Genomic DNA, 18,924 nt, shown 5'->3' with positions numbered 1-18,924 from the left:
TCCCAATCTGCGATGACCATGGCCCACACAGCTTTTTTCTGCACGCTATCCCATGAGGGCGTTCTCGCCGTTCGCGGCGTGGATGCCAGCAAGTTTCTTCAGGGTCAGCTGACGTGCAACCTCAATTATCTGAATGAAGACACATCCAGCCTGGGTGCCCGTTGCACACAGAAAGGCCGGATGCAGTCGAGTTTTCGTATCGTCTTCGAGGGCGACGGCTGCCTGCTGGCGATGGCTGGCGAACTGATCGAGGCGCAACTGCTCGACCTGCGCAAATACGCAGTGTTCTCCAAATCAAAGCTCACGGACGAAAGCGCAGACTGGGTGCGCTTCGGTCTGCAGGACGGGGACGCCGCGCTGGTCAGCCTGGGGCTGGATCTGCCACAGCAAACCGATAGCGTGGTGCGCGCCAACGATCTGATGGCGATCCGCGTCTCGCCAGGCCGGGCCGAGCTCTGGGTGCGCAGCGCAGAGGCCGACAGCATCAAGTCGCGTCTGGCATCGCACTTGAATGAAGCCCCGCTGAACGACTGGCTACTGGGCCAGATACGTGTCGGCATCGGCCAGGTGTTCGGCAGCACTCGCGAAGAATTCATTCCGCAGATGATCAATCTGCAAGCGGTTGGCGGCGTCAGCTTCAAGAAAGGCTGCTACACGGGCCAGGAAATCGTTGCCAGAATGCAATATCTTGGCAAACTCAAGCGCAGGCTTTATCGCCTGACCCTGAGCGGCGAAGAGATCCCGCAGCCCGGTACGGCACTGTTCTCACCGGTGCATGCCAGCGCGGTGGGCAACGTTGTCATCGCCGCACAGGATGGGCAGAACATCGAACTGCTCGCGGTATTGCAGGGTGATGCGGCAGAAGACGGCCGTATCAATCTTGGCTCGCCAGAAGGCGCAGCGCTGCAAATGAGTGAACTGCCCTACACACTGGACAGCAAACTCGAAACTCAGCGCTAGCCAGACGAACACATTCAGCTTCCTAGTGTCTTTAGAGCGATCCAGTACAGCCTGGCGCTCTGAAGGGCGCGCGGATAACTCTGGACACCCCCAACAGCTGCGAGATGCAACATGAGCAAGATGGCTGACGAGGTGCAGAGAAACTTGATCAAGGCCATCGACAGAGATGCCTTGTTTCTCCCCACCCTGCCGGAAGTGGCACTGAGAATTCGCCTGGCTGCAGAGGACACCGAGATCAGTATCTCGGCCCTGAGCAAGGTCATCGGTAGCGATACAGCCCTTTCGGCACGCCTGATAAAGGTTGCGAACAGCCCCTTGCTGCGCCCGAACTTTGAAGTCAGCGACGTCAATACCGCGATTCGACGCCTGGGCGTCAACTACACCTGCAACCTGGCCATTGGTCTGGTGGTCGAGCAGATGTTCCACGCCAAATCGCCGGTCATCGAACAGAAAATGCGCGATATCTGGAAGCAAAGCCTGCAGGTTGCCGGTATCAGCTACACCCTGTGTCAGCGCTACACCAATCTGAAACCTGATCAGGCCACGCTCGCCGGGCTGATCCACCTGATCGGGATTCTGCCGATCCTGACCTATGCCGAAGACCATTACGAGTTGCTGTCCGACCCGATCAGCCTCAACCACGTGATCGACAGCATTCATCCGGTCATCGGCGAGCGCCTGCTGCGCTCATGGGACTTCCCTGAACCGCTGGCCTGTGTGCCAGGCCAGTTCCAGAACTTCGCGCGCGTCTCGAAAAACCCGGACTACACCGATCTGGTACAGATCGCCACGGTGCATATCCACAGAAATACCGACCACCCCTTCAGCCTCATTGAAATGGTCGACCTGCCTGCCTACAGCCAGTTGAGACTTGCCAGAGCCGAAGACGTGCTCAGCGCCCAGATGGACGAAGCCAAGAGCATGCTCTACTAGCCTCGACCCATCAGGTGGCGCTGAAACTGACCCTTACCTTCAAGCCGCGCTCGGCGCCCTCGTGCAAGGTGATTCTGGCCAGATGTGCCCGGCAGATCTCACCCACAATCGCCAGCCCGAGCCCGGCACCGCTGCCCTGCTGGCTGCGACGGTAAAAACGCTCGAAGACCCGTTCACGCTCATCTGCAGGAATGCCGGGACCATCATCCTCGACCTCCAGAACACCCGGCGCATAGACCCGCAACACCACGTTGCCGCCTGGCGAGGTATGGGCCAGCGCATTGTCGATCAGATTGCTCAGCAACTCGTTCAGCAAGGTCGGCTCGCCGCGCAGCCAGACCGGCTCATCAGCCTCCAGCGCCAGCGCCACGCCCCGGGAATGAGCCAACGGCGCCATGGCCATGCCCAGCTCCCTGGCCAGTTGACTGAGATCCAGCTGTTGCGCCCCACCCTCGGCGATGGCCCGCGCGCCGTTTTCGATGCGCGCCAGGGACAGCAACTGGTTGGCCAGATGCGTGAGTCGATCGGTGCCGAGCGCCGCCGACTCCAGCGTGCTGCGCCAATGCTGCGGGTCGCGTTCGCGCAGCCCCAGTTCGACCCGCGCCTTCAAGGCGGCCAGCGGGGTGCGCAGTTCGTGGGCGGCATCGGCAATGAATTGCGCCTGACGCTCGAATTGCACGCGCAGTCGCTCGGTAAAGTGGTTCAGCGCGCCCACCAACGGACGCAGTTCGTGCTGCACCTCAACCATCGGCAACGCGCGCAGATCATCCGGCTGACGCTCCTCGACGGCAGTACGCAGCCGCTCCAGCGGTCGCAATGCCGCGCTTACCGTGAACCAGACCAGCAGCAGCGCGCCCCCTCCGAGCATGCCCAGACGCAGCAATGTGTCGGCCATCAGGCTGCGCGCCATGCCCTTGCGCGCTTCCTGGGTTTCGGCAACGCGGATCTCGGCAGTGCCGTTCATGCCCGGGTCGGTCACCGGTTTGAGCAGGCTGACGACACGCACATCCTGCCCCTGATAGGTCCCGTTATAAAATTTCGCCAGGGCCGGGTAATCGTCGGTACGCAAGGTACCGGGCGGCGGCGAAGGCAGGTTTTCATAACCGGAAATCAGCTTCTGATGAATGTCATTGACTTGATAGTAGATGCGCCCTTCGCTGTCGTAGGCGAAGGTATCCAGCGCCACGTAGGGGATGTCGGCGCTCAGCGTCCCATCACGCTGGGTCAGACCGGCAGCGATGGTCCGCGCGGAAGCCAGCAATGTGCGGTCATAGGCGGTGTCGGCCACTTCGCGGCCATTCCAGTAAGCGCTCATGCCGCTGGCCAGCATCAACACCACCAGCAGCAGGGCCAGGTTCCACAACAACCGCCAGCGCAGGCTGTCGTTAATCATCACGGCTTTCCAGCAGATACCCCAGACCGCGAAAGGTCACGATGGCCACGGAATGCCCGTCGAGCTTTTTCCGCAGACGATGGACATAGATCTCGATGGCGTCGGGGCTGGCTTCTTCATCGAGCCCGAACACCTGCGCCGCCAGTTGCTCCTTGCTCATCACCCGACCCGGCCGGGCGATAAGCGCTTCCAGCACCGCCTGTTCGCGAGAGGTCAGGGTCAGCAGTTCTTCACCAAGCGTGAAACGTCGCGTATCCAGATCGTAGGCCAGCACGCCGCAACACTGTTGCCGCTCGCCACCCAGCACACTGCGCCGCAGCAAGGCCTTGACCCTGGCTTCCAGCTCGGAGAGTTCAAAAGGCTTGGCCAGGTAGTCGTCGGCGCCCAGATTCAGGCCATGGACCCGGTCCTTGACGTCACTGCGCGCCGTCAGCATCAGCACCGGCAGGTTTTTGCTGCGCGCGCGCAGACGCGCCAGCACTTCGAAGCCGTCCATGCGCGGCAACCCGACATCGAGAATGGCAACGGCGTATTCCTCGCTGTTCAACGCCAGGTCGGCAGCCACGCCATCATGCAGCACATCAACGGTCAAACCCGCGCTTTTGAGCGCCTGCGCGACACTTTCAGCCAATTGCAGATGATCTTCCACAAGAAGAACACGCATCGCCGTCTCCTGATTGTCACTGTTGTTATCGATCGGGGTATCGAGGCTCGTGGCGGTGGAGTTTACAGGCCGGCCGCGGTCTGTGAAGGGCAGAAACGCTTCGCGGCTCTTCAATCACGACGTGAAAGGCCGCTGAAAGGTTTACGAAAGGTTTGTCGTTTAGCATCGCGAGAAGACCCGACAAAAGGGTACGTAAAAAACAGGCGCCCGGATGCGTCTGAACAATAAAAACAATAAATCGCTAAACGGAGTCACGCCATGTCTACGCCCGCCCAGGCTCAACAGCCCATGGAGCACATCCCGTCGAGGGCTGCTCTGCACACTCTTCCCGCTACCCGCCTCGAAACAACACACCAGCGCAAACGCCCGCCCCTGTGACACAGCACTCAGGTTTCGCCATGCGCGTGACAAAAACGCCTGCTGGACAGCTTCTCTCTGCCAAAAACAACAAAATCTCTGGAGACTGAACATGAAATTTTCCCTGCGCCATGTAGCCGCCACCGCTGGGTGCATGCTGATTGCCAGCCAGTTGCTTGCCGAACCCAAACGTCCGGAATGCATTGCCCCTGCCTCGCCCGGTGGCGGGTTCGACCTGACCTGCAAACTGGTGCAGAGCGCACTGATCAACGAGAAGATTCTGACCTCGCCGATGCGCGTCACTTACATGCCAGGCGGTGTCGGCGCGGTGGCCTACAACGCTGTCGTCGCGCAGCGCCCCGCCGACGCCGGCACACTGGTCGCGTGGTCCAGCGGTTCGCTGCTCAATCTGGCACAGGGCAAATTCGGTCGTTTCGATGAAAACGCAGTGCGCTGGCTCGCCGCTGTGGGCACCAGCTATGGCGCCATCGCCGTGAAGAGCGACTCGCCCTACAAGAACCTCGACGACCTGGTCCAGGCGCTCAAGGCCGACCCGAGCAAAGTCGTGATCGGCTCGGGCGGCACCGTGGGCAGCCAGGACTGGATGCAGACCGCGTTGATCGCCAAGGCCGCAGGCATCAACCCGCGCGCCCTGCGCTACGTGGCACTCGAAGGCGGCGGTGAAATCGCCACCGCGTTGCTCGGCGGCCACATCCAGGTGGGCAGTACCGATATTTCCGACTCCATGCCGCACATTCTGAGCGGCGACATGCGCCTGCTCGCGGTATTCGCCGAGAAGCGTATCGACGAACCCGAAATGAAAGACATCCCTACCGCCAAGGAGCAGGGCTACGACATCGTCTGGCCTGTAGTGCGTGGCTTCTACCTCGGGCCAAAGGTCAGCGACGAAGACTACAACTGGTGGAAAGCCTCGTTCGACAAGATCCTGGCCTCCGAAGACTTCGCCAAACTGCGCGACCAGCGCGAGTTGTTCCCGTTCGCCATGAGCGGCACGGAACTGGACACCTACGTCAAGAAGCAGGTTGCCGACTACAAAGTGATGGCCAAGGAATTCGGCCTGATTCAGTGATTGAACTCAATTGACTGACATTCCGTTGCGCCCGCCTAAAGGGCGCGACTCAGGAGCTTCTCATGGTCATACAACGCATCTTCGCTGGCGTGCTGTTGCTGGCATGCATAGGCCTTGCCCTTATGGCCTGGCCTTATCAGGCACCTTTTTCCTATGAACCGGTCGGACCGCGCGCCTTCCCGCTGCTGATGCTCGGGCTGATGGGCGTCGCCCTGCTGTACCTGCTGATCAGACCCACACCCATCGTGCACACCGAGGAAGACCCGGAGCTGGACCGCGAGACCCTGATCAAGATCGGCGTGTGCATCGTCCTGCTGCTGGTATTCGCAGGGCTGTTCGAACCGCTGGGCTTCATCCTCAGCAGCATTCTGATCGGCATCCCCATGGCCCGCCTGTATGGCGGTCGCTGGCTGCCGAGCGTGGTGGTGGTGATTCTGATGAGCGTCGGCCTGTACCTGCTGTTCGACAAGGCCATGGACGTCCCCTTGCCTTTGGGCCTGCTCAGCGTTCTGGAGAATTAAAATGGATACTTTCGGTTATCTGGGCCAGGGCTTCGGTGTCGCCCTGACGCCTTACAACCTGATCACGGCGCTGTGCGGAACATTGATTGGTACTGTCGTCGGCCTGCTACCGGGGCTTGGACCGATCAACGGTGTCGCGCTGCTGATCCCTATCGCCTTCGCGCTGGGCCTGCCGCCCGAATCGGCGCTGATTCTGCTGGCAGCCGTGTACCTGGGCTGCGAATACGGCGGACGCATCAGCTCGATCCTGCTGAACATTCCGGGTGAAGCGTCCACCGTGATGACCACCCTGGACGGTTACCCGATGGCCCGCCAGGGCCTGGCCGGGGTCGCACTGTCGCTGTCGGCCTGGAGCTCGTTCATCGGCGCGTTCATCGCCACCTGCGGCATGGTGCTGTTCGCGCCGTTGCTCGCCAAATGGGCGATTGCCTTCGGTCCTGCGGAATACTTCGTGCTGATGGTGTTCGCGATCGTCTGCCTGGGCGGAATGGCCGGTGACCGGCCTTTGAAGACGTTCATTGCCGCGCTGATCGGGCTGTTCCTGTCTGCGGTCGGTATCGATGCCAACAGCGGGGTGTACCGTTTCACGGGCGACAACATACACCTCACCGATGGCATTCAGTTCGTGGTGCTGGTGCTCGGCCTGTTTTCGATCAGCGAAATCCTCTTGCTGCTGGAGAAAACCCATCGCGGCCAGGAGGCAGTCAAGGCCACCGGGCGCATGATGTTCAACGTCAAGGAAGCCGCTGCCGTGTTCGTGGTGAATATTCGCTGCGGTCTGCTGGGGTTCATCCTTGGCGTGCTGCCGGGTGCCGGTGCGACGCTGGCCAGCGCGGTCGCTTACATGACGGAAAAACGCATCGCCGGCGCTGGCGGCAAGTTCGGCCAGGGCGACATGCGTGGCCTGGCCGCACCCGAGACAGCCATCGGCGCGACGGCCTGCGGCGCCCTGGTGCCGATGCTGACGCTGGGCGTGCCCGGTTCAGGCACCACAGCGGTGATGATCGGCGCGTTGTCGCTGTACAACATCACGCCCGGCCCGATGCTGTTTCAGCAGCAGCCGGACATCGTCTGGGGCCTGATCGCGTCGTTGTTCATCGCCAACATCATGCTGGTGATCCTCAACATCCCGATGATTCGCATCTTCACGCGCATCCTTGCCGTGCCGAACTGGGCGCTGGTGCCGGTGATTGCGATCATCACCGGCATCGGTGTGTATGCAGTGCACGCCACCACGTTCGACCTGTTCCTGATGGTCGGCATCGGTATCTTCGGTTACATCCTGCGCAAGCTGGACTTCCCGCTGTCGCCGATCCTGCTCGGCTTCATCCTTGGTGGCCTGATGGAGCAGAACCTGCGTCGTGCCCTGTCGATCTCCAACGGCGAACTGGGGATCCTCTGGTCCAGCCCGATTACCCTTGGCGTCTGGGTGGTGACCGTGTTCATGCTGCTGTTCCCTCTACTGCGCATCTGGCGCAAGCGCGCCAAACAGCAGGCTGCTGCGACGCATGGCTGATTCCTCTCTGCGCCAATGGTGGGCAACACCGCTGATCGGCCTGCTGGGCGGCTACCTCGCCAGCCAGGTCGGCTGGCCGTTGCCGTGGATGGTGGGCTCGTTGCTGGCAATCATCCTGGTGCGCTGCCTGACACCCTGGCAGCTGGCGCAGATTCCCGGCGGGCGCAAGTGTGGTCAGTTGATCATCGGGATCGGCATCGGCCTGCACTTCACCCCGGTAGTCATCGAACAGGTACTGGCGCATTTCGGGCTGATTTTCATCGGTGCGCTGGTTACCAGTCTGTCGTGTCTGGTCGGCGTGTGGCTGATGCTGCGTACCGGAGAGGATCGCCCTACGGCGTTCTTCTCCAGCATGCCGGGCGGTTCCGGGGAGATGGTCAACCTCGGCGCACGTAACGGTGCAACGCTGAGCAGTGTCGCGGCCGCACAAAGTCTGCGGGTACTCGCCGTCGTGCTGTGCGTGCCGGCGATCTTCAAATACCTATTGGGTGACGGCGCACCCGCGTTGCATGCCAGCGTCGTCGACTGGCGCTGGCTGGCCGTTCTGTTGCCGCTGGGTGCAGCGCTGGCCTGGCTGTGGCAACGCCTCAAGCAGCCCAATCCCTGGCTGTTCGGCCCGCTGCTGCTCAGTGCCGTGGTGAGCGTGGTCTGGGATCTGAAAATCGGCCTGCCCAACGGTGCCAGCCAGCTTGGCCAGTTGCTGATCGGCAGCGGGCTGGGTTGTCATTTCAATCGGGAGTTCTTTCGGCGTGCGCCATCGTTCCTGGCGCGCACGCTGCTGGGCACTGCGCTGACCATGCTGATCGCCGCGCTGGCGGCACTGGCGCTGAGCGCCCTCACCCACCTGGACCTGCGTTCACTGACGCTGGGCATGATGCCCGGCGGCATCGCAGAAATGAGCCTGACCGCCGAAGTGCTTCAACTGTCGGTGCCGCTGGTCACGGCCATGCAGGTCATGCGCCTGCTGTTCGTGCTGTTTCTCGCCGAGCCGCTGTACCGACGCTGGAACAAACGGCTCGCTGACTGAACAGGTCGCTGGAACCCTTTCAAATTCAAATCAGAGCGCAGGCAAGCGCCAGTCAATCGGCGCGATGCCGTTTTGCTCAAGGTACTTGTTGGCCCGCCCGAAGTGCCCGTTGCCCAGGAAGCCTTTGTAGGCTGACAACGGCGAAGGATGGACAGAGGTCAGCACCAGATGCTTGGTCGCATCGACCAGTTTCTGCTTGCTCTGCGCATGAGCGCCCCACAGCAGGAACACCAGATGCGGCTGATGCTCGCTGACCACTTGGATGATCCGGTCAGTGAAGTGCTGCCAGCCTTTGCCCGCATGCGACGCCGCGTTGGCACGTTCGACGGTCAGGGTGGTGTTCAGCAACAGCACGCCCTGATCAGCCCAGGATTGCAGGCAACCGTGGTTCGGAATATCGATGTTCAGGTCGCGTTTCAGCTCTTTGTAGATGTTGACCAGCGATGGCGGCGTCGGCACACCCGGTTGCACCGAGAAGCACAGACCATGCGCCTGATTCGGGCCGTGATACGGATCCTGGCCAAGAATGACCACTTTCACGTTATCCAGCGGCGTGGAGTTCAACGCATTGAAAATCAGCGGACCGGGCGGATAGATTTCCTTGCCCGCCGCGTGCTCCTGACGCAGAAACTCGCGCAATTGAGCCATGTAGGGTTGTTCGAATTCGTCACGCAGGGCGTTTTTCCAGCTGGGCTCAAGCTTGATGCGGTCGTCGCTAGTCATGGTTACATCCGGTAAAAACAATGCGCGGACACTAGGAAAGCCGGGCAGCAAAGTCAATGCCGGTCGCGCTATGCGCCTTCAAGATCGGACGCAGAGCGTCCAGAAAGGCGTGCCGACGCGGAGCGTCGGCACCATAGTCATGTTGCAGCAGTCAGTTTGTAGCAGTCAGTTCACAGCGCTGACACGATCGTGAGCGCGCGGCTTTCAGCTAGCGATGCCCGCCACGACCATCGCCGCGCCCGCCTCGTCCATGATCACGGCCATCTCTTCCGCCACGCCCACCGTGGTCATCCCAGCCACGATTGCCTCGGTCGCCGCGGAAGCCGTCGTTACGTCCGAAGCCGTCATTGCGGCCGAAACCGCCATTGCCACGAAAGCCGTCGTTTCTCCAGCCATAACCCGGTGGACGTCCCGGCTGGTAGTAGCGCGGCGGGGGCGGGGGCGCGTAATAGCGTGGTGCCGGGGCGTAGTAGCGAGGCTGGGTGTAATAGCGCGGTTGAGGCGCCACATAGATGCGTCGCTCCTGATAGTAGGTAGCGCGATAGCCATTGTCATACGCGTAGGCGCCGCCAACGACAGTCGGCTGCGTGTACACATCGGATTCGTAGTAACCGGGACCTGCGTAGCAACCAGAAAGGAAAAGGGTCAGCAACGTGATAAGCAAGGGTCTTCGATACATGGCGGCCTCCTGGACCGCGATTGGGCCAAACCAGCGACGCTGGTCGGCGTCCGTCAAAGCGGTTGGCGGACGAATTATCTGACATCGAAAAGGCCTTCTAGTGCCTTGGGGCAGCCTTGAGGCCTGACTACGAATGGTTGCCCACTGGCTCGCAAAGGCTCTGCGACCAAGGCCTGCAGGCGTATTTCAACGTTCTACAAAGATGCTACAAAACATTTCATCCGCCGTTGCCTCATCACGGTGCGCCCTCGCACCAGCACAAGGCAGTTCCTGCGGCAGCTGACTGTGGACGACTCGGCCAGCCCTTGAAAAACAAGGCGCAGCACGAGTTGGCACAACTCTCGCTTGAGTGAGCGGTGTGCAGGAGTCAACACAGGTTCGCGGCACCACAATTTGCAATAGCCGACTAGGGTTCCGGCTTGCCGCCAGGCAAGTGGCTGGTCCGAGAGTTGGCGACCTCCAGTAGAGGTTACACGGCGGGACAAAAGCCCGGGAGACAGGGACACCAGTGGTGTCACGTTGCTCCTGGCCGCCTTTTTTCACTACTGGAGATTTCTCAACATGCAAAAGTCTCGTCTCTTCGGTCTGCTGACGGCAGGCCTGCTTGCTGCGTTGAGCCTCTCGGCGAATGCCGCCCAGAAAGATCACTTCAACGTCTGCTGGACCATCTACGCAGGCTGGATGCCGTGGGAATACGCAGGTAGCCAGGGCATCGTCGACAAGTGGGCGAAAAAGTACGGCATCACGATCGATGTCACCCAGCTCAATGACTACGTCGAATCCATCAATCAGTACACCGCCGGCCAGTTCGATGGCTGCACCATGACCAACATGGACGCCCTGACCATCCCGGCCGCAGGTGGCGTGGAAAGCACGGCACTGATCGTCAGCGACTTCTCCAATGGCAACGACGGCATCGTGCTCAAGGGCGAAGGCAAGAAAGTCGCCGACCTCAAAGGCATGGACGTCAATCTGGTCGAGCTGTCGGCGTCTCACTACCTGCTGGCCCGGGCGCTGGACAGCGTCAAGCTCAGCGAAAAAGACCTCAAAGTGGTCAACACCTCGGATGCCGATATCTCGGCAGCCTTCAATACCGACGATGTACAGGCGGTCACCACCTGGAACCCGATGCTCTCGGACATCAAGGCCAGGCCCGGCGTCACCGAAGTGTTCAACTCCAGCCAGATCCCCGGCGAGATCATGGACATGATGGTCGTCAACACCCAGACCCTGAAAGACAACCCGGCCCTGGGCAAAGCCCTGACCGGCGCCTGGTTTGAAGTGGTCGCGTTGATGAACGCCAAAAACGCTCAGGCCAAGGCGGCGCTGGAACACATGGCCAAGGCATCGGGCACCGATCTGGCCGGCTTCCAGGCGCAACTGGACACCACCAAGCTGTTTGCCACGCCCAAGGAAGCGCTTGAGTTCGCCACCAGCAAACAGCTGCCGGACACCCAGCGCAAGGTGGCTGACTTCTCGTTCGCCCACGGTTTGCTCGGCGAAGGTGCACGCGACGCCGATGCGGTCGGCATGTCGTTCGCCAATGGCGTGACGCTCGGCGACAAGGGCAATCTCAAGCTGCACTTTGACCCTAGCTACGTGCAGATGGCCGTCGACGGCAAGCTGTAAATCACGTTCAGTAGAAAGGTCATTGCCATGCGTTTGATAAACCGCCATCCGGATCGTGCCGGTCGCCTGATACTGGTGATCCTGCCGTTCGCCCTGTTGCTGTTCGCCTATTTCATGGGCTCGGCCACCCGGCTTGCGGAAAACCCCAGCGACAAACTGCTGCCCAGCGCGGTACAGATGGCCGATGCGGTCAAACGCATGGCGTTCGTTGCCGACCCGCGCAGCGGTGACTACCTGCTGTGGCAGGACAGCGCATCGAGCCTGCAACGCCTGGCCATCGGCCTGGGGATCAGCGCGCTGCTGGGTCTGTGCCTGGGCATCGCAGCGGGCATCCTGCCGTTGTGCGGCGCACCGCTGTCGCCCTTGCTGACGGTGCTGTCGATGGTGCCGCCGCTGGCCATTCTGCCGATTCTGTTCATCGTGTTCGGCCTGGGCGAGTTGTCGAAGGTGATGCTGATCGTGATCGGTATCACACCGATTCTGGCCCGTGATCTGGAACAGCGCGCCCGTGAAATCCCGGTCGAACTGCTGATCAAGGCGCAAACCCTCGGCGCCTCGACCTGGACACTGATCCTGCGGGTGATCCTGCCGCAATTACTGCCACGCCTGTTGATCGCCCTGCGCCTGGTGCTGGGGTCGGCGTGGCTGTTTCTGATCGCCGCCGAGGCGATTGCTTCGACTGACGGCCTGGGCTACCGGATCTTCCTGGTGCGGCGCTATCTGGCGATGGACGTGATCCTGCCCTATGTGGTGTGGATCACCCTGCTCGCCTGGCTGATGGACTGGGGCCTGAAAGCCCTGACCCGACGTGCCTTTCCCTGGTACGAAGGAGCGCGGGCATGAGCTTTATCAGTGTGCGCAATGTCTGGCAGCAATACGCCGACCAGGTGGTGCTCGAGGGCCTCAACCTGGACGTGGCCGAAGGCGAGTTCTGCACGCTGGTCGGCGCGTCGGGCTGCGGCAAGTCGACCTTTCTGCGCCTGTTGCTGGGTCAGGAATCCCCCAGTCGCGGCGTGATCACGCTGGACGGCACGCCCTTGCGCAATGAGCCGGATGCCAGCCGTGGCGTGGTGTTTCAGCGCTATTCGGTATTCCCGCACCTGTCGGTGCTCGACAACGTGGCGCTGGGTCTGGAGCTGCCCCGCTCGCCCTGGCTGGGCCGTCTGTTCGGCCAGGCAAAAGGCGAGGCCCGCGAGCACGCCGCGCAGTTGCTCGGCAAGGTCGGCCTCGGGCATGCGCTGGACAAGTATCCGACACAATTGTCCGGCGGCATGCAGCAGCGCCTGGCCATCGCCCAGGCGCTGATCATGAAACCGCGCGTCCTGCTGCTGGACGAGCCGTTCGGCGCGCTCGACCCCGGCATCCGCAAGGACATGCACCACCTGCTGCTGGACCTGTGGCGCGAAACGAAACTGACCGTGTTCATGGTTACCCACGACCTGTCCGAAGGTTTCAACCTCGGCACCCGCCTGCTGGTTTTCGACAAGGTGCGCCACGACCCGCATGCGCCCGGAGCCTATGGCGCACGCATCACTTACGACATCCCCCTCAACAGCGAACGCCGCGCCGAGCGCGCCGCTATCGATTCGCTGCTCAACGTTTCAGAGGAGCCTGTTCAATGACTGACTCAACCACGCTGTACCCGGTTTTCGCCGAAGAACTGCTACCCGGTGGCGGCCATCGTTCGTTCATCCTCAAGCGCGGCGAACTGCTGCGCCTGACCGACCTGCACGGCAACGCCAACGTCAGCCTGACCCTGCTCAACGCCCACGAAAAAACCGAGCGGCTGAACCTGCCCGACAGCCTCAAATGCCAGCACACCGCTCGCCTGAGCAACGGTCATTGCCTGTATTCGGACATGGGCCGCGTACTGGCGGCCATCGTCACTGATACCTGCGGCTGGAGCGACAGCATTGGTGGCGTGCTCAATGCTCAGGAGGTTGCTGAAAAGTATGGCCAGGGTCGCTACCAGGAATTGCGCAACGGCTTCTTTCGCAATGGCGTCGACAACCTGCTGGTCGAGCTGGGCAAATGGGGGCTGGGGCTGTCCGACCTGCTGATGACCCTCAACCTGTTCAGCCGTGTCGATGTCGACGAGGCAGGAACCCTGCACTTCGCCCCGAACAATTCCAAAGCCGGCGACTACATCGAGCTCTACGCACCGATGGATACGCTGGTGGTGCTGACCGCGCTGCAACACCCGATGGACCCCAACCCGGAATATGCCCCGCAACCGCTCAAGCTCAGCTGGATGAAAGCCGACGCCAGCGTTGCCGAGCACTGCCGCACCTCGCGCCCGGAAAACGCGCGCGGCTTCATCAATACCGACCGCCTGTTCGCCTGAGGAGCCTTGTCATGAACTCACCCACTCATCTTTGCTGCGACGCGACCATCCCGGCCGGCGAGCCCTTTCTGGCCGAGGTCAAGGCCGGGCAGACCGTGCGCATCCTCGACCTGCAAGGCAATCAGGCCGTCGACACGCTGTTTTTCAGCCTGAGCAACCCGCGTGAACGCTACGACGTGCAGCGCACCCTGCGCCGTCAGAACAGCGTGTACCTGACCACCGGCAGCGTGCTGTTTTCCAACCTCGGCCAGCCGATGCTGACCATTGTCGATGACACCTGCGGTCGCCACGACACACTCGGTGGCGCGTGCGCGCAAGAGAGCAACACCGTGCGCTACGCCCTGGAAAAGCGCTACATGCACAGCTGCCGCGACAACTATCTGCGCGCCTGTGTGCATGACGGCCGTCTGAGCAAGGCCGACATCGGCCCCAACATCAATTTCTTCATGAACGTACCCGTGACCGCCGAAGGCGGCCTGACCTTCGAAGACGGTATTTCCGCGCCCGGCAAATACGTCGAGCTGCGCGCTGAAATGGACGTGATCGTGCTGATTTCCAACTGTCCACAGCTCAACAACCCCTGCAACGGCTACAACCCGACGCCTGCGCAGTTGTTGATTCGCGACTGACCCGGCACCTGCCCTCAGCAACGGACGACCGTTGCGTAGATTGATCAATAGCGGGACGGCCCGCTTCCCATCACGAAACCGAGTGCGACTGGGTTTCCGGGGTTATGCCATGTTCGACAAACTGCTGATCGCCAACCGTGGCGCCATTGCCTGCCGCATCCTGCGGACCCTGCGCACCTTGCAGGTCAAGGGCGTGGCGGTGTATTCCGAAGCCGACGCTGCCAGCCTGCACCTGATGCAGGCCGACGAAGCCCACAGCCTGGGCGAAGGTGGCGCAGCCGGAACCTATCTGGCGGTGGACAAGATCCTCGCCATCGCCAACGCCAGCGGCGCCAAAGCCATTCATCCCGGCTACGGGTTCCTCTCCGAAAACGCTGCATTCGCTCAGGCCTGCGAAGACGCCGGTATCGCCTTCGTCGGCCCGACGCCCGAGCAGCTGCGCGTATTCGGCCTCAAGCACACCGCCCGAGCGCTGGCCAAGCAGCATGGCGTGCCCATGCTCGAAGGCACCGAACTGCTCGACAGTCTGGAGTCGGCCATCGCGGCAGCTCGCACCATCGGCTACCCGGTGATGCTCAAGAGCACGGCGGGCGGTGGCGGCATCGGCATGCGTGTGTGTCGCAGCGCAGAAGAGCTGGCCGACTCGTTCGAGGCGGTCAAGCGCCTCGGTCAGAACAATTTCAGCGACGCGGGTGTGTTCATCGAGAAATACATCCAGCGCGCCCGCCACCTGGAAGTGCAGGTGTTCGGCGACGGTCAGGGCGAGGTGCTGGCGCTTGGCGTACGCGACTGCTCGGTGCAGCGGCGCAATCAGAAAGTGCTGGAAGAAACCCCGGCCCCGAACCTGCCGCACGGCATGGCCGAAGAACTCTGCGCAGCGGCTGTCAAACTCGCCAGGGCAGTCAATTATCGCAGCGCCGGGACGGTCGAGTTCGTCTTCGACAGTGAAGATCAGCGCTTCTATTTTCTGGAAGTGAACACACGCTTGCAGGTCGAGCACGGCGTCACCGAGCAGGTCTGGGGCGTGGATCTGGTCAGCTGGATGGTGCAACTGGCCGCCGGTGATCTGCCGCCGCTGGATCAGTTGCAGGCCGGTCTGAAACCGCTTGGCCATGCGATTCAGGCGCGGCTGTACGCGGAAGATCCGGGCCGTGACTTCCAGCCCTGCCCTGGCCTGCTGACTGCGGCTGATTTCCCGCCTGCCGATGGCCGGACGCTGCGCATCGATACCTGGGTCGAAGCCGGTTGCGAGATACCGCCGTACTTCGACCCGATGATCGCCAAGCTGATCAGTTGGGCACCGACCCGCGAGGACGCCAGCGCCGGGCTGATCGACGCGCTGAACGAAACGCGTCTGTACGGTGTGGAAACCAATCGCGACTACTTGCGCCAGATCATTGCCGACGCGCCGTTCGCCAGTGGCCAGCCATGGACCCGCTGTCTGGAAGATCTGGTGTATCGCGCTGACACCTTCGAAGTGCTGAGCGGCGGCACCCAGACCAGCGTTCAGGATTACCCGGGACGACTGGGCTACTGGGCGGTCGGTGTACCGCCATCCGGGCCGATGGACAGCCGCGCGTTGCGCCAGGGCAATGAGCTGCTGGGCAACCCCGAAGGATGCGCTGCGCTGGAAATCACCATGAGCGGGCCGCTACTGCGCTTCAACACCGATGCGGTGGTCGCAGTGACCGGTGCGCACATCCCGATCACCCTCGATGGCCAATCCTGTGCGATGAACACCGCGCTATTGGTGAGCGCCGGTTCGACGTTGTCGCTGGGCACCATCGCAGGTGCCGGTGTACGCAGCTACCTGTGCGTGCGCGGCGGGCTCGACGTGCCGGATTATCTGGGCAGCAAAAGTACCTTTACCCTCGGCCAGTTCGGCGGTCATGGCGGTCGCGCGCTGCGCGCCGGCGATGTGCTGCACATCGCGCACCTGGTGGAGCGAAGTGCGGGGCAGCGGATTGCCGACGAAGCACTTGAAGCGCTGACAGACGTGCGCCGGATGAGGGTCATTTACGGCCCGCATGCGGCCCCGGAATACTTCACCGAAGCGTACATCGAGAGGTTTTTCGCGACCGACTGGGAAGTGCATTTCAACTCCAGCCGCACCGGCGTGCGTCTGATCGGCCCCAAACCCGAATGGGTGCGCGCCGACGGCGGCGAAGCGGGCCTGCACCCGTCCAACATTCACGACAACCCGTATGCGATCGGCGCGGTGGATTTCACTGGGGACATGCCGGTAATCCTCGGGCCGGATGGGCCCAGCCTGGGCGGATTCGTCTGCCCGGTGACCATCATCGAGGCAGACCTGTGGCAGCTGGGGCAATTGAAGGCTGGCGACAGGGTCCGATTCACCCCGGTCAGTGTCGAGGCGTGTCATGCAGAACGATGTGGGAGCGAGCTTGCTCGCGAAGACAGTATTCCTGACGCAGAAAATCCATCGACTGTGCCGCCCTCTTCGCGAGCAAGCTCGCTCCCACAAGGCCCCGCAAACGCCCGTAGGAGCGAACTTGTTCGCGAAAACAGTATGCCTGACGCAGAAAATCCATTGACTGCACCGCCATCTTCGCGAGCAAGCTCGCTCCCACAAGGCCCCGCAAACTCCAGTAGGAGCGAAGTTGTTCGCGAAAGCTATATGCCTGACGCAGAAAATCCATCGACTGCAACGCCCTCTTCGCGAGCAAGCTCGCTCCCACTAGGCCCCGCAAACTCCAGTAGGAGCGAAGTTGTTCGCGAAGGCAGTATTCCTGACGCAGAAAATCCATTGACTGCACCGCCATCTTCGCGAGCAAGCTCGCTCCCACAAGACTCCGCGAACTCCCGTGGGAGCAAGCTTGCTCGCGAAGGCTATATGCCTGACGCAGAAAATCCATTGACTGCACCTCCCTCTTCGCGAGCAAGCCAGCTTCCACAAGGCCCGGCAAACTCCCGTGGGAGCGAGCTTGCTCGCGAAGGCTATATTCCTGACGCAGAAAATCCATTGACTGCACCTCCCTCTTCGCGAGCAAGCTCGCTCCCACAAGGCACCGCGCGCCTTCAAGGCATCGCAAACTCCCGTAGGAGCGAACTTGTTCGCGAAGGCAGTATTCCTGACGCGGAAAATCCATCGACTGCAACGCCCTCTTCGCGAGCAAGCTCGCTCCCACAAGGCCCCGCAAACTCCAGTAGGAGCGAAGTTGTTCGCGTAGAGGATCTGCGCACTCCGGTCATCCTCGACATCGGCCAGGACGATAAACGCCTGGTCGCACGTCTGTCCGGCGATACCCATCTGCTGCTGGAAATCGGTGCGCCGGAGCTGGATCTGGTGCTGCGCCTGCGTGGCCACGCACTGATGCTTGCGCTGGAGGCCAAGGCGCTGGCGGGTGTGATCGACCTGACGCCAGGCATTCGCTCGCTGCAAGTCCACTATCGCCCCGAGCAGCTGCCGCTTCGGCAACTGCTCGACATCGTCGCCGGAGAATGGGACGCGGTGTGCGCCGCGAAAGACCTGCAAGTGGCGTCGCGCATCGTCCATCTGCCACTGTCCTGGGACGACCCGGCCTGCCAGCTGGCCATCGAAAAATACATGACTACCGTGCGCAAGGACGCACCGTGGTGCCCAAGCAACCTGGAGTTCATCCGCCGTATCAATGACCTGCCCAACCTCGACGAAGTGCAACGTACGGTGTTCGACGCCAGTTATCTGGTCATGGGCCTGGGCGATGTGTACCTCGGCGCACCGGTGGCCACGCCGCTGGACCCGCGCCACCGGCTGGTCACCACCAAGTACAACCCGGCACGCACCTGGACCGCCGAGAATTCGGTGGGCATCGGCGGCGCCTACATGTGCGTGTATGGCATGGAGGGCCCCGGCGGTTATCAGTTCGTTGGCCGCACGTTGCAGATGTGGAATCGCTATCGCGACGTCGCCGCCTTCCAGGGCAAACCATGGCTGTTGCGCTTCTTCGATCAGATCCGTTTCTACCCGGTCAGCGCCGACGAACTGGTGCGTATCCGCCGCGACTTCCCGCTGGGTCGCTTCGCCCTGAACATCGAACACAGCACCCTGAATCTGGCTGATTACCAGGCCTTCCTGAGCCGCGAAGCCGAAGGCATTACGGCATTCCGCGCCCAGCAAAACGCCGCTTTCAACGCCGAGCGCGAACGCTGGATCGCCAACGGGCAGGCCGATTTCCAGAGCGATGAAGGCGTGGCGCCGAACACTGAAGAACAGCCCCTGCAACCCGGCCAGCAAGGCGTCGACAGCCACATCGCCGGCAATCTCTGGCAAGTTCAGGTGCAACCGGGAGCGCGCGTGGAAGCAGGCGATGTGCTGGTGATTCTGGAGTCCATGAAAATGGAAATCCCCCTGCTCGCCCCGATCGCCGGCGTGGTGCAGGACGTCAGGGTGCAACCCGGCTCGGCAGTACGCGCAGGGCAACGGGTGGTGGTGCTGAGCGCAGACTGAATCGAACAA

The 18,924-nt window shown here is 61.8% G+C and carries 16 protein-coding genes and 1 riboswitch; of the genes, 12 read left to right on the top strand and 4 right to left on the bottom strand.

The annotated features are described in order from the left end of the window. Positions 1–18: 18 nt before the first annotated feature. Both ygfZ and QRN50_RS11655 read left to right on the top strand, forming a co-directional pair. Positions 19–960, top strand: a complete 942-nt coding sequence (ygfZ, locus tag QRN50_RS11660; RefSeq protein ID WP_032607913.1) for a CAF17-like 4Fe-4S cluster assembly/insertion protein YgfZ — start codon at positions 19–21, stop codon at positions 958–960. A gap of 111 nt (positions 961–1,071) precedes the next feature. Then, positions 1,072–1,893: an HDOD domain-containing protein gene (locus QRN50_RS11655; RefSeq protein WP_003405327.1), complete on the top strand. Its 822-nt coding sequence runs from the start codon at positions 1,072–1,074 to the stop codon at positions 1,891–1,893. A gap of 10 nt (positions 1,894–1,903) precedes the next feature. On the opposite strand, the gene tctE is transcribed toward QRN50_RS11655, so the two are convergent. After that, on the bottom strand, positions 1,904–3,286 hold the full coding sequence (gene tctE / locus QRN50_RS11650) for a two-component system sensor histidine kinase TctE (protein WP_003405326.1): 1,383 nt from the start codon (positions 3,284–3,286) through the stop codon (positions 1,904–1,906). After that, on the bottom strand, positions 3,279–3,950 hold the full coding sequence (gene tctD / locus QRN50_RS11645; protein ID WP_003405325.1) for a two-component system response regulator TctD: 672 nt from the start codon (positions 3,948–3,950) through the stop codon (positions 3,279–3,281). Before tctD ends, tctE begins: the two co-directional genes overlap by 8 nt. 463 nt (positions 3,951–4,413) lie before the next feature. Here tctD and QRN50_RS11640 point away from each other — a divergent pair, with 463 nt between their 5' ends. The 4 genes from QRN50_RS11640 to QRN50_RS11625 all read left to right on the top strand — a co-directional run bounded on the left by QRN50_RS11640 (position 4,414) and on the right by QRN50_RS11625 (position 8,461). After that, positions 4,414–5,397 carry a Bug family tripartite tricarboxylate transporter substrate binding protein gene (locus tag QRN50_RS11640; protein ID WP_172452201.1) on the top strand — a complete coding sequence of 328 codons (984 nt, stop codon included), beginning with the start codon at positions 4,414–4,416 and terminating at the stop codon, positions 5,395–5,397. 62 nt (positions 5,398–5,459) lie between these two features. Beyond that, a complete protein-coding gene (locus QRN50_RS11635; RefSeq protein WP_011268760.1) occupies positions 5,460–5,918 on the top strand; it encodes a tripartite tricarboxylate transporter TctB family protein in 459 nt (152 codons plus the stop codon). Position 5,919: 1 nt separating this feature from the next. Beyond that, positions 5,920–7,434, top strand: a complete 1,515-nt coding sequence (locus tag QRN50_RS11630; protein ID WP_003405319.1) for a tripartite tricarboxylate transporter permease — start codon at positions 5,920–5,922, stop codon at positions 7,432–7,434. Further along, entirely contained in the window at positions 7,427–8,461 is a 1,035-nt protein-coding gene (locus QRN50_RS11625; protein WP_024651045.1) for an AbrB family transcriptional regulator, read from the top strand. The genes QRN50_RS11630 and QRN50_RS11625 overlap by 8 nt, the downstream gene beginning before the upstream one ends. A gap of 30 nt (positions 8,462–8,491) precedes the next feature. Here the strand turns inward: QRN50_RS11625 and ung are convergent, their stop codons facing one another. Together ung and QRN50_RS11615 are read right to left on the bottom strand one after the other, a co-directional pair. Continuing rightward, positions 8,492–9,184, bottom strand: a complete 693-nt coding sequence (ung, locus tag QRN50_RS11620; protein WP_003405314.1) for a uracil-DNA glycosylase — start codon at positions 9,182–9,184, stop codon at positions 8,492–8,494. Between the two features lie 208 nt (positions 9,185–9,392). After that, the gene (locus QRN50_RS11615) at positions 9,393–9,779 is read right to left on the bottom strand and encodes a hypothetical protein (RefSeq protein ID WP_161632398.1); all 387 of its coding nucleotides are present in this window, start codon (positions 9,777–9,779) and stop codon (positions 9,393–9,395) included. Between the two features lie 479 nt (positions 9,780–10,258). Beyond that, positions 10,259–10,361, top strand: a riboswitch (guanidine-I (ykkC/yxkD leader). Positions 10,362–10,424: 63 nt separating this feature from the next. Here QRN50_RS11615 and QRN50_RS11610 point away from each other — a divergent pair. The 6 genes from QRN50_RS11610 to QRN50_RS11585 all read left to right on the top strand — a co-directional run bounded on the left by QRN50_RS11610 (position 10,425) and on the right by QRN50_RS11585 (position 18,915). Further along, the gene (locus QRN50_RS11610; protein ID WP_096127112.1) at positions 10,425–11,492 is read left to right on the top strand and encodes a putative urea ABC transporter substrate-binding protein; all 1,068 of its coding nucleotides are present in this window, start codon (positions 10,425–10,427) and stop codon (positions 11,490–11,492) included. Between the two features lie 27 nt (positions 11,493–11,519). Next, on the top strand, positions 11,520–12,335 hold the full coding sequence (locus QRN50_RS11605; RefSeq protein WP_003413041.1) for an ABC transporter permease: 816 nt from the start codon (positions 11,520–11,522) through the stop codon (positions 12,333–12,335). Beyond that, positions 12,332–13,114 carry an ABC transporter ATP-binding protein gene (locus QRN50_RS11600; protein ID WP_057457244.1) on the top strand — a complete coding sequence of 261 codons (783 nt, stop codon included), beginning with the start codon at positions 12,332–12,334 and terminating at the stop codon, positions 13,112–13,114. The genes QRN50_RS11605 and QRN50_RS11600 overlap by 4 nt, the downstream gene beginning before the upstream one ends. Beyond that, positions 13,111–13,836 (top strand): urea amidolyase associated protein UAAP1, encoded by a 726-nt coding sequence (locus tag QRN50_RS11595; RefSeq protein ID WP_096127111.1) that lies wholly within the window; start codon positions 13,111–13,113, stop codon positions 13,834–13,836. The genes QRN50_RS11600 and QRN50_RS11595 overlap by 4 nt, the downstream gene beginning before the upstream one ends. Positions 13,837–13,847: 11 nt before the next feature. Beyond that, positions 13,848–14,465: an urea amidolyase associated protein UAAP2 gene (locus QRN50_RS11590; RefSeq protein WP_003405298.1), complete on the top strand. Its 618-nt coding sequence runs from the start codon at positions 13,848–13,850 to the stop codon at positions 14,463–14,465. Positions 14,466–14,574: 109 nt separating this feature from the next. Continuing rightward, positions 14,575–18,915, top strand: coding sequence for a 5-oxoprolinase/urea amidolyase family protein (locus QRN50_RS11585; protein WP_285427547.1), 4,341 nt, complete (start codon positions 14,575–14,577; stop codon positions 18,913–18,915). The last annotated feature ends 9 nt before the right edge of the window (positions 18,916–18,924 follow it).

The organism is Pseudomonas sp. MEJ108 (genome assembly GCF_030208985.1).
In the GTDB taxonomy this organism is placed as follows: domain Bacteria; phylum Pseudomonadota; class Gammaproteobacteria; order Pseudomonadales; family Pseudomonadaceae; genus Aquipseudomonas; species Aquipseudomonas fragariae.
This window is presented reverse-complemented; position numbering and strand designations above follow the sequence as displayed.

What these genes read in the sequence shown, in the direction of transcription:
- QRN50_RS11630 (WP_003405319.1), top strand. Translation starts at nt 5,920, where the DNA reads ATGGATACTTTCGGTTATCTGGGCCAGGGCTTCGGTGTCGCCCTGACG.
- tctE (WP_003405326.1), bottom strand. Translation starts at nt 3,286, where the DNA reads ATGATTAACGACAGCCTGCGCTGGCGGTTGTTGTGGAACCTGGCCCTG.
- tctD (WP_003405325.1), bottom strand. Translation starts at nt 3,950, where the DNA reads ATGCGTGTTCTTCTTGTGGAAGATCATCTGCAATTGGCTGAAAGTGTC.
- QRN50_RS11600 (WP_057457244.1), top strand. Translation starts at nt 12,332, where the DNA reads ATGAGCTTTATCAGTGTGCGCAATGTCTGGCAGCAATACGCCGACCAG.
- ung (WP_003405314.1), bottom strand. Translation starts at nt 9,184, where the DNA reads ATGACTAGCGACGACCGCATCAAGCTTGAGCCCAGCTGGAAAAACGCC.
- QRN50_RS11635 (WP_011268760.1), top strand. Translation starts at nt 5,460, where the DNA reads ATGGTCATACAACGCATCTTCGCTGGCGTGCTGTTGCTGGCATGCATA.
- QRN50_RS11585 (WP_285427547.1), top strand. Translation starts at nt 14,575, where the DNA reads ATGTTCGACAAACTGCTGATCGCCAACCGTGGCGCCATTGCCTGCCGC.
- ygfZ (WP_032607913.1), top strand. Translation starts at nt 19, where the DNA reads ATGGCCCACACAGCTTTTTTCTGCACGCTATCCCATGAGGGCGTTCTC.
- QRN50_RS11605 (WP_003413041.1), top strand. Translation starts at nt 11,520, where the DNA reads ATGCGTTTGATAAACCGCCATCCGGATCGTGCCGGTCGCCTGATACTG.
- QRN50_RS11625 (WP_024651045.1), top strand. Translation starts at nt 7,427, where the DNA reads ATGGCTGATTCCTCTCTGCGCCAATGGTGGGCAACACCGCTGATCGGC.
- QRN50_RS11610 (WP_096127112.1), top strand. Translation starts at nt 10,425, where the DNA reads ATGCAAAAGTCTCGTCTCTTCGGTCTGCTGACGGCAGGCCTGCTTGCT.
- QRN50_RS11590 (WP_003405298.1), top strand. Translation starts at nt 13,848, where the DNA reads ATGAACTCACCCACTCATCTTTGCTGCGACGCGACCATCCCGGCCGGC.
- QRN50_RS11595 (WP_096127111.1), top strand. Translation starts at nt 13,111, where the DNA reads ATGACTGACTCAACCACGCTGTACCCGGTTTTCGCCGAAGAACTGCTA.
- QRN50_RS11655 (WP_003405327.1), top strand. Translation starts at nt 1,072, where the DNA reads ATGAGCAAGATGGCTGACGAGGTGCAGAGAAACTTGATCAAGGCCATC.